Source organism: Streptomyces sp. NPDC006265 (assembly GCF_040613555.1).
GTDB lineage: Bacteria > Actinomycetota > Actinomycetes > Streptomycetales > Streptomycetaceae > Streptomyces.
Map to the genome: position 1 here is coordinate 1 of NZ_JBEXSH010000401.1, position 7938 is coordinate 7938.

At 62.4% G+C, this 7938-nt stretch carries 14 protein-coding genes and 12 other RNA genes; all 26 read left to right on the forward strand.

The features are described 5' to 3' along the window. The first annotated feature begins 345 nt into the window (after positions 1 to 345). Positions 346 to 606 (forward strand): hypothetical protein, encoded by a 261-nt coding sequence (locus tag ABZ281_RS28015; protein WP_356659847.1) that lies wholly within the window; start codon positions 346 to 348, stop codon positions 604 to 606. Positions 607 to 697: 91 nt separating this feature from the next. Further along, a complete protein-coding gene (locus tag ABZ281_RS28020) occupies positions 698 to 952 on the forward strand; it encodes a hypothetical protein (RefSeq protein WP_356659849.1) in 255 nt (84 codons plus the stop codon). 21 nt (positions 953 to 973) lie between these two features. Next, positions 974 to 1039: hammerhead ribozyme type II (locus ABZ281_RS28025), an RNA gene on the forward strand. Positions 1040 to 1202: 163 nt separating this feature from the next. Next, the gene (locus ABZ281_RS28030; protein WP_356659851.1) at positions 1203 to 1598 is read left to right on the forward strand and encodes a hypothetical protein; all 396 of its coding nucleotides are present in this window, start codon (positions 1203 to 1205) and stop codon (positions 1596 to 1598) included. A gap of 7 nt (positions 1599 to 1605) precedes the next feature. Then, positions 1606 to 1667, forward strand: an RNA gene (locus tag ABZ281_RS28035) — hammerhead ribozyme type II. Between the two features lie 27 nt (positions 1668 to 1694). Further along, on the forward strand, positions 1695 to 2405 hold the full coding sequence (locus ABZ281_RS28040; RefSeq protein WP_356659853.1) for a hypothetical protein: 711 nt from the start codon (positions 1695 to 1697) through the stop codon (positions 2403 to 2405). Between the two features lie 10 nt (positions 2406 to 2415). Further along, positions 2416 to 2478: hammerhead ribozyme type II (locus ABZ281_RS28045), an RNA gene on the forward strand. Between the two features lie 27 nt (positions 2479 to 2505). Next, positions 2506 to 3066: an antirestriction protein ArdA gene (locus tag ABZ281_RS28050; protein ID WP_356659855.1), complete on the forward strand. Its 561-nt coding sequence runs from the start codon at positions 2506 to 2508 to the stop codon at positions 3064 to 3066. Positions 3067 to 3074: 8 nt separating this feature from the next. Then, positions 3075 to 3140, forward strand: an RNA gene (locus ABZ281_RS28055) — hammerhead ribozyme type II. 30 nt (positions 3141 to 3170) lie between these two features. Then, positions 3171 to 3464, forward strand: coding sequence for a hypothetical protein (locus ABZ281_RS28060; RefSeq protein WP_356659857.1), 294 nt, complete (start codon positions 3171 to 3173; stop codon positions 3462 to 3464). 8 nt (positions 3465 to 3472) lie between these two features. Then, positions 3473 to 3537, forward strand: an RNA gene (locus tag ABZ281_RS28065) — hammerhead ribozyme type II. Positions 3538 to 3563: 26 nt separating this feature from the next. Continuing rightward, positions 3564 to 3770 (forward strand): hypothetical protein, encoded by a 207-nt coding sequence (locus tag ABZ281_RS28070; RefSeq protein ID WP_356659859.1) that lies wholly within the window; start codon positions 3564 to 3566, stop codon positions 3768 to 3770. Between the two features lie 32 nt (positions 3771 to 3802). After that, positions 3803 to 3865: hammerhead ribozyme type II (locus tag ABZ281_RS28075), an RNA gene on the forward strand. A gap of 24 nt (positions 3866 to 3889) precedes the next feature. Continuing rightward, on the forward strand, positions 3890 to 4279 hold the full coding sequence (locus ABZ281_RS28080) for a hypothetical protein (RefSeq protein ID WP_356659861.1): 390 nt from the start codon (positions 3890 to 3892) through the stop codon (positions 4277 to 4279). A 62-nt stretch (positions 4280 to 4341) separates the two neighbouring features. After that, positions 4342 to 4404, forward strand: an RNA gene (locus tag ABZ281_RS28085) — hammerhead ribozyme type II. A gap of 25 nt (positions 4405 to 4429) precedes the next feature. Next, on the forward strand, positions 4430 to 5143 hold the full coding sequence (locus ABZ281_RS28090) for a hypothetical protein (RefSeq protein ID WP_356659863.1): 714 nt from the start codon (positions 4430 to 4432) through the stop codon (positions 5141 to 5143). Between the two features lie 7 nt (positions 5144 to 5150). After that, an RNA gene (locus ABZ281_RS28095) (hammerhead ribozyme type II) lies at positions 5151 to 5216 on the forward strand. Between the two features lie 28 nt (positions 5217 to 5244). Continuing rightward, positions 5245 to 5613 (forward strand): hypothetical protein, encoded by a 369-nt coding sequence (locus ABZ281_RS28100; RefSeq protein WP_356659865.1) that lies wholly within the window; start codon positions 5245 to 5247, stop codon positions 5611 to 5613. A 14-nt stretch (positions 5614 to 5627) separates the two neighbouring features. Continuing rightward, positions 5628 to 5690, forward strand: an RNA gene (locus ABZ281_RS28105) — hammerhead ribozyme type II. Between the two features lie 25 nt (positions 5691 to 5715). Then, positions 5716 to 6150, forward strand: coding sequence for a hypothetical protein (locus ABZ281_RS28110; protein ID WP_356659867.1), 435 nt, complete (start codon positions 5716 to 5718; stop codon positions 6148 to 6150). A 5-nt stretch (positions 6151 to 6155) separates the two neighbouring features. After that, an RNA gene (locus tag ABZ281_RS28115) (hammerhead ribozyme type II) lies at positions 6156 to 6219 on the forward strand. Between the two features lie 28 nt (positions 6220 to 6247). Next, complete coding sequence (locus tag ABZ281_RS28120; RefSeq protein ID WP_356659869.1) at positions 6248 to 6748, forward strand: hypothetical protein; 501 nt, start codon at positions 6248 to 6250, stop codon at positions 6746 to 6748. Between the two features lie 8 nt (positions 6749 to 6756). After that, positions 6757 to 6822: hammerhead ribozyme type II (locus ABZ281_RS28125), an RNA gene on the forward strand. A gap of 25 nt (positions 6823 to 6847) precedes the next feature. Further along, the gene (locus tag ABZ281_RS28130) at positions 6848 to 7234 is read left to right on the forward strand and encodes a hypothetical protein (RefSeq protein WP_356659871.1); all 387 of its coding nucleotides are present in this window, start codon (positions 6848 to 6850) and stop codon (positions 7232 to 7234) included. An 8-nt stretch (positions 7235 to 7242) separates the two neighbouring features. After that, positions 7243 to 7308: hammerhead ribozyme type II (locus ABZ281_RS28135), an RNA gene on the forward strand. Between the two features lie 25 nt (positions 7309 to 7333). After that, positions 7334 to 7873, forward strand: coding sequence for a hypothetical protein (locus tag ABZ281_RS28140; RefSeq protein WP_356659873.1), 540 nt, complete (start codon positions 7334 to 7336; stop codon positions 7871 to 7873). The last annotated feature ends 65 nt before the right edge of the window (positions 7874 to 7938 follow it).

Sequence of the window (7938 nt, forward strand, 5' to 3'; positions counted from 1 at the left end):
CAACGACGGGTATCCGGCCTGAGAAGGCGTCCGGACACAGTGGGACTGAAACATGCCCACACACGCAAGAGGTATGACTGCCTTCGGGTTGTAAACCTCGTGGAGTAGCCACACCTATAGGTGCCCCCCCAATTACCCTCTCTGTTTGGTCCGTTTACCGACGGACAATGCAGTCTCATGCACTACGGCGCGGCATGGCGCTAGGGCCTCATTACGCCTGAATTCCATGCCGTAGCCGAGAGCCAACGGATGTGGTGTCCGTTGGTCACCCATGAGAGGTAGAGAGCTATGGCTACGTTTCGACTGTCCAAGCGTTCCGCGCTTACGTGGGCAGGAAAGCAAGCCGTGGAGAAGGATCCGCACAACTGGGACGACGATCTCTCCTGGGTGCTCAGCAATGAGGACCGTTTCAGGGGAATCGGGAAGGACCGGACGGATGCGGTCATCCACGCGGCCCGGATAGGAAACCTGTCTGTGGACGTGTCGAAGTACCTGCAATTCGATGGGTCGCTTCGTTGGTCCGACGTTCTGGACGACATCATCCACGGCTGTATGTCCGAATTCATCGAGACGCCCTCCGGCGTGCTCTTCATGGATCACGGCTGAAGTCGTCCCGGCGACTCTAAATAGGCGTTAGGCCGGGAGCGTCCGCACTCCGGTGCGGGGTCGCAACAATGCGAGCGAGAGGAGAGAGTAAGTGGTTGATACCTTCGAGCCTAGCTCCACGTATGACGTGGTCGGCATAGCTCCGAGTGCACCGGAAGAAGGTCGTTATCTGCGGATGACGCTCTGCGGTACGCACTTGCAGGAAACCATTTCTGATCGTGTTCAGGACGTCACGCTTATTGTATTTCCGTCGATGCTCACGTGTACCTTTTGCAGTTCAACGCTGAAAGGTTACATCTCGATGGTTCCTGCGATTTCTGTCGTAGGGCGTCCGATCTGCGAGTAGCCCGAAAGTCGTAAATCCGAATGCCGAAACTCCCCCCTAGGGAGTCGTCCACGGGTGGTGCCGTGGGCCTGACGATGGCAGCCATTGTCGGTGTTGAGAGGAGAGAGTTATGAGCATTAGCCCGATGAGCTGGTCCGAAACGGTTATGCGCCCTCGGTCCGGTGCACGGAAGCAGTGTCCTAACTGCAAGCGGCGGAACGTCAGTCTGCGTGCCCCGCATTCCCGCACCGACGGACGTCCGTGTAAGTACGTGGTGGTCTACCGCACCTACTTCACGACGGACATGATCCAGGACGGCGACTACGGCCAGATCAAAAACGAGGACGGCACTTTCGGTCCCGGTCCGCTCCAGACCTATGAGGTTGTGGACTGCAATCCGAAGGATGTCACAGGTCCGTGGGACAACCCTGTCAAACTCGCGATCGACGCCATCCGTGACGCCGACTGCGCGTATGACGAGGGAGCCGACTGGTTCTACCACCACGACGGCTCGTACATCCGCGACCACTACTCGGGAGAGCGCATTGACCCGTCCGCCCACCTCTACGGGTTCACGGACGAGGAGGACCAGCACGTCCACTACGTGATTCAGCGTGGCTGGAAGCAGTTCTGGGCTGGTCTGCGTGCCATGCGTCTCGCGGCCTGATTAGTTTTGCCGAAACGCCTTCGGGCGTCGTCACGGGGTGGTGCCCGTGGCCTGACGAGGCAGCCAAGTCTGAGTCAGTTTTGAGAGGAGAGAGTTATGACTTCGCAGACCCTCGAAATGGTCGCGTCGGATTTCATGTACGACTCCACGGAGGAGGCTCTGAGCGATCTGTTCACGGCCCCGCCGGCTATGGAGCTGCATGCCGACGCGCGCTTCGAAAAGGGCAGCGACACGATCGTCATCGACGGTGTGAAGTTCTACGCCAAGCGCGTGGACTACCACCGTGAGCTGGACGAGAAGTTCGTCCAGTGGGTGATGGACAACGCGCAGGAGTATCCGGTCTACGGTGACCCGTCCTCTGCGGACGGTGAGTCGTTCGAGCGGTGGGCGCAGTCCATCACGGACAAGTATTTCGGGTCCCCCTGCATCTCCGGTATCGACACGGACGGATACGAGTCCTTCCTGCCGAACGGGGTCAAGGGCCAGTTCTTCCGGTACGAGGACGAGACCTACATAGGGCTGTGGCACCAGGAGTGCGGCTATCGGGCGTTCTCTCGTCCGACCGTGTTCCACGTGTCCTGCTATGAGTCTGCCTATCTGCTGGACGACGACAAGGCCACGGCGTACTGCACCGAGTGTGACGACGTCGTGTTCGACATCGAGTCCGGCGGGCAGCACGTCAAGCGCATCGACCGGAACGGCGAGGAGATCGATGACGCCGAGGAGGTGTCGTTCGACGACCTGGTCGCCCGTCCTGTCTGCCCCAACTGTCAGTCCGACCTGCGTGTCGAGGCGTCGCAGTTCTGAATTCCCTTATTGCCGAAACGCCGTGAGGCGTCGTCGTGGGGTGGTGCCCGCGGCCTGATGAAGGCAGCCGCTTGATTCAGTGTTGAGAGGAGAGAGTTTTATGTCTGACCTGCGTATCTACGTGGCGAGTCTGTCCGACTACAACGCGGGCATTCTCCACGGACGCTGGATCGACGCCGATCAGGATGTCGACGCCATGCACGAGGCGATCGCCGAGATGCTGAAGGAGTCCCCTGCGGCCCGGAAGTACGGCGACGTGGCAGAGGAGTACGCCATCCACGACTACGACGGGTTCGGGGACTTCAACCTCGGCGAGTACGAGTCGCTGGAGAAGATCACGGCCATCGCGAACGCGTTGGACGAGTACCCCTGCAAGGTGGTGGCGCACTACTTCACGGAGAACTCCCATCTGGAACCGGAGGCGATTCTGCCCAAAATCCAGGAGGGCCTCGTGACGACGATCACCGAGTGCTGGGGTGACGAAACCAAGGCGCTCGCGGAGTACCTGTACGACGACATCGAGTCCGAACTCCCGGAGAGGTTCAAGAGCCACACTCAGGCGGTCGCCGAGTCCATGGCACACGACTTCATCCAGGGCGGCGACTACTACGTGATGTACGAGGACGGGGGCACGTACCACATCCTCGACCCGCACGCTTGAGTTCCAATTGCCGAAACCTCCAGTAGGGAGGTCGTCCCAGGGTGGTTCCTGGGGCCTGACGATGGCAGCCATTTGCTTAGTCAGTCCTTGAGAGGAGAGAGCACGTGAGCGATTACATCGCGTCCGACGGGATCTACACGGGGTCGAAGTCTGCCGAGAAGGGCATGCGACTCTTCCCGGCGGTCCGTGAGTACGGAAAGCGCCACATGGCCACCGAACTCACGGAGTCCGACTTGCACAACGTGGACCCGATGGACGGCGCGTTCGAGGTGATGACCGACTTCCTGGTCGACTTCCTGCACCTCGCGCACTCCGCCGGGGTGGACGTCGACCACCTGTTCTCGCAGGCCATGGGCCACTTCGAGCCCGAGCGCGACGCGGTCCGCATCGACGTCTGATCCAAACATGCCGAAACCTCCGAAGGGAGGTCGTCCGCGGGTGGTTCCGTGGGCCTGATGAAGGCAGCCGCTGAAGTCAGTTCTGAGAGGAGAGAGCACGTGGCCAAGAAGAGAAGGAACACTCGCCCAGCCCTTCATGTGGAGTGTTCGAACACCGAGGATCACCCCGCGCACAACTGGGTGCCCGAGTACGCCAAGTGGCCCGAGGGCGCCTTCTGGCGATGCCGTGGCCGTGACAACGACGAGCTGGCTCGCAACGTTCGAGACACCCAGCGCGCCGTCAAGAAGGCCCGCAAGAAGCGTTGAATTCGACTTTGAGTCGCGGGCTGAGCAACCGATGCCGAAACTCCGTGAGGAGTCGTCCACGGGTGGTGCCGTGGGCCTGATGAAGGCAGCCGCTGAAGTCAGCTTTGAGAGGAGAGATCATGTCTGGATTCGTGAAGACGGATTTCCAGCCCGGTGACCGTGTCCTGATCGACTGGTATGGCACCGAGAAGTCGGGGACGTTCGTCAAGTACGACCCCGATCCCCGGCATGCCTGCTCGGAGGATCACATCACGCACCCCGGATGCCGCATCGCGTTCTTCCGGGCCGACGATGTTGATCGGGAGCAGACGCTGTGGGAGGACAAGCTGTCTCCCCTGACGCAAGACCCCCGGCAGAAGGAGGTCGACCGTCTCCAGTTCCAGATCCGGAGCAAGCGCGAGGAGATCATCTGCCTTGAGCGGGAGATCGGTTCGCGAGAGGAGCGCATGGCCCTGGCCCGTAAGGACATCCAAGCGCGTCCGTTCCAGCCCGAGAACGTCGGAGTCTGAACCGCGGTAGCAGGCTCGCCGGCTGAGGTGTGCCCTTTGCCGGCAGCTCTGCCGTGCCCAATTGCCGAAACGCCTTCGGGCGTCGTCGTGGGGTGGTGCCCATGGCCTGATGAAGGCAGCCGCTGAAGTCAGCTTTGAGAGGAGAGAGTCATGGACAACGAGGTTGCGGCGTACCTGAACGCAGTTCGTCAGGCGCCCACGAGGCTCATCGAGCCCTACCTGACGTCCGTCTGCACGGAGTGCGACCGCCATGTCAACCCGTCCGATCCGGATGGGCACGTGATGGTCGGCTACAACGTGGTGATCGGCTGTGAGGGTTACTGGCTGATCGACCCGACCGTGGTCGGCATCTGGCGGCCCAACTGGCACGACTGGCGAAAGACGGTGGTGTCCACCCCCGAGACCCTGTACGCAAGGGGCGAGGCTCTGGCGAAGTTTGCCGAGTCCCTGGGGCTGGTCGACCCGTCCTTCTCCCGTACCGGGCTGGGCGGCATGTTCGCCGAGGAGAAGCTCGTGGGCGCGGCTACGGCTGCCCTGCGCGCGTGGCTGGAGTCGAGGCGTGGCCCGATTGCGGTCCGTGCCGCCGACAAGGAGGCCATGTACTTCACCGAGGACGAGTCGTTCATCGGTCAGGTCCCGCTGTTCACCTACGGAGGCATCACGCTGTCCGTGGGTGACGAGGTCACCGGCACGAATCGTGCATCGAACGGTGAGGAGCGCGTCTTCCGAGGCGTGGTCAAGGAAATCGGTCCGACGTACTGGGGCTCCGAGCTGTGTCCCACGGGTCTCGTGGTGGAGGGTCCCGACGTGCCGCAGGACGGTTCGTGGGACTGGCACGACCTGAAGAAGGTCACCGAGTCCTGATCTGCAATGCCGAAACCTCCCGAGAGGAGGTCGTCGTGGGGTGGTGCCCACGGCCTGATGAAGGCAGCCAACTGCTCAGTCAGTTCTGAGAGGAGAGATCTATGGAACCTCTGGAATGCGGGCACGCTCCGACTCCATCTCCGAACACGACCGGGTATGCCACCTGGGTCGCCGGCGAGCAGGAGGAGCGTCTGTGCTTCCCGTGCGCCGATGCGCGTATGCGGGAGCAGATCCGCAACGACGTCCGCTTCACGGGCTACGTGAACTCCGCAGGGACGCACATCACCACTTGGACCGGCGGTGAGTTGGCCAAGGTGACGGGTGTCCGTCGCGGCCGGCAGCGGTCCACCCCCACGGGTGGCTACTACCGCATGCGTCACGTCACGGCGAAGACGCCGGACGGACGTAGGTGGAGCGGTCGGGGTTCTGCCGCCTGGGACGTCATCAACCTGCGCGAGGTCCGTTCCTGACCTGTTCCAACACATGCCGAAACTCCGGGAGGAGTCGTCACGGGGTGGTGCCCGTGGCCTGACGACGGCAGCCAAACGCTGAGTCAGTTTGAGAGGAGAGACATGGTGTCTGAGAACGCCCCCAGGGACACGATCAACTGGCGTGCCTACATCGACGAGTTCGCTCGCTGGGCACTCGGTGAGGCCCTGTGGTTCGAGTCGAACCCGGATGAGAACGGGGTCGGCGGAGACGAGTGGGAGTCGGTCGAGTATCTGACCGTCGCCGACATCGCGGACGACCGAGCGCGTGAGCGCTGGATGCAGATGTGCCGCGAGTTCGTCGAGTTGAACAAGGAGCACCTGGCGCTCATCTCCGCCGAGTCGGCGGGCGGGCTGTTCTGGCAGTCCAAGCGGGGGCGACACGGATTCCCCGGTCGCAGCTTCCGCAAGGACAAGCGGATCCCCAAGAAGGCGCGTCAGGACCTCCACAGGAGCGCGAGCAGGTGGCCGGTCGGCTACCTGTGGATCCGCGACGAGAAGATCCACTTCGATCTGTAGTCACATGCCGAAACTCCCGAAGGGAGTCGTCACGGGGTGGTGCCCGCGGCCTGACGAAGGCAGCCAAAGCTGAGTCAGCTACGAGAGGAGAGATCACATGTCCCACACGGGTGAGTCCGTCGCGGATGTCTTCGACGGTAGTTCGATGTACCCGGACGTGGACAGCGTGCCCGGCGAGGAGCGTGACTTCACGGTCACGATCGCCGGCGCGGAACGTCACGACGGCGAGGCTCCGTACACCTACGTGGTCCGGGCCGCCTCGCAGTCGGTGGCATGGTCCATGGCCCTGTCGACGCACATCCACCGCGAGGACACCGTGGACTGCTACATCGTCCCGAGCCAGTCGTTCGAAGGTGTGCCGGCAGAGGACTGCGGCTACCACTGGAACGACCTCCGTCTCCAGAACAAGTTCTGGGAGAAGGTGCAGGAGATCGTCGAACTGATCAAGGCGTACGACGAGTCCGACAAGGACAATCGGGACGCGGACGGCTACGTCCTGGACGAGAAGCAGGCCACCCACGACGACCTGGTCGGGGACTACGAGATGGACGCGTTCCCGATGGCCGAGGACCTGGCCCACTACGCCACGCACATCTGATCCAACAACGCCGAAACCTCCTGAAGGGAGGTCGTCGCAGGGTGGTGCCTGCGGCCTGATGAAGGCAGCCGCTGAAGTCAGCTACGAGAGGAGAGAGCAGTGAGTCTGAATGTGACTCCGCTGAACGACGTTGCACTTCCGGAGCCCGCCGGCCACGAGGTCGTGGAGGACCGAGTTGATCGCGGCCCCGTGCTGCGTGTCACCCCGTCCTTCAATCTGGACGGCCTGACGCTCTCGGCGTTCATCTACGAGAAGTACGCGTTCCACCTCGACAACGAGGAGGCGCTTCCGGAGAGTCTGACGGTTGACGACGTCATGCGGATCATCACTGAGAGGCAGGCGATCTGCGCTCAGGGCTGGCACGAGCACGTGAACGAGCCGTCACACGAGTCGCACGAGGCCGCCGAGAAGTTCGCGGAGCACTGGGCACGGCGTCTGTTCCCGAACATCACCTGGCGCGTCGAGACCCTCGACATGTTCAGGTAATCCGCACAAGCCGAAACCTCCTGAAGGGAGGTCGTCCCGGAGTGGTGTCCGGGGCCTGATGAAGGCAGCCGCTTGATTCAGTCTGAGAGGAGAGAACACATGTTGAAGCCGTTCTGGACGATCGTGGTGGTGCGACGTGAGGACCGTGAGTCCGATCCGATCGTCATCAGCGGTCGCCAGGAGTCGCCCCGAGACCTCTTCGAGCAGATGCGCTACATGCGTGAACTGCCGGGGGTGGACATGGGGCTCGGTGAGGAGTCGTCGCGAGTCGACCTCTACGAGAACTACGAGGTCCTGACCGCATTCAAGGGAACCCCTCAACGGGTCTCCGCGCCGAAGTACGAGGAGGAGGCGGCCGAGGAGTGGTCTGAACACGACGAGTGTGAGGCGATGGCCAAGGAGTTGGTCCGACGCGGCCTCAAGGCCGAGAACGTCAGCATGGGCGGCGGATGCTACGCCGTGCACATCCGGCTCAACGACAAAGACGCGCTGTACGTGACCACCTGGCCCGACTGGTCGTGGTCGCTGGAGCGAGAGGGCGAGCAAATCCTCTCGGGCCACTGGAGCACGTCCGACATCAAGCGCGCCGCGAAGGGTGTCAAGAAGCTCGTCAAGGGTCTGGGCGAGATTGTCGCCTGACCCCCAGTTCCAACATGCCGAAACTCCCGAAGGGAGTCGTCACGGGGTGGTGCCCGTGGCCTGAC

Coding starts and splice junctions, on each gene's coding strand:
- ABZ281_RS28140 (WP_356659873.1), top strand. CDS start 7,334: ATGTTGAAGCCGTTCTGGACGATCGTGGTGGTGCGACGTGAGGACCGT.
- ABZ281_RS28120 (WP_356659869.1), top strand. CDS start 6,248: ATGTCCCACACGGGTGAGTCCGTCGCGGATGTCTTCGACGGTAGTTCG.
- ABZ281_RS28040 (WP_356659853.1), top strand. CDS start 1,695: ATGACTTCGCAGACCCTCGAAATGGTCGCGTCGGATTTCATGTACGAC.
- ABZ281_RS28080 (WP_356659861.1), top strand. CDS start 3,890: ATGTCTGGATTCGTGAAGACGGATTTCCAGCCCGGTGACCGTGTCCTG.
- ABZ281_RS28100 (WP_356659865.1), top strand. CDS start 5,245: ATGGAACCTCTGGAATGCGGGCACGCTCCGACTCCATCTCCGAACACG.
- ABZ281_RS28050 (WP_356659855.1), top strand. CDS start 2,506: ATGTCTGACCTGCGTATCTACGTGGCGAGTCTGTCCGACTACAACGCG.
- ABZ281_RS28110 (WP_356659867.1), top strand. CDS start 5,716: ATGGTGTCTGAGAACGCCCCCAGGGACACGATCAACTGGCGTGCCTAC.
- ABZ281_RS28090 (WP_356659863.1), top strand. CDS start 4,430: ATGGACAACGAGGTTGCGGCGTACCTGAACGCAGTTCGTCAGGCGCCC.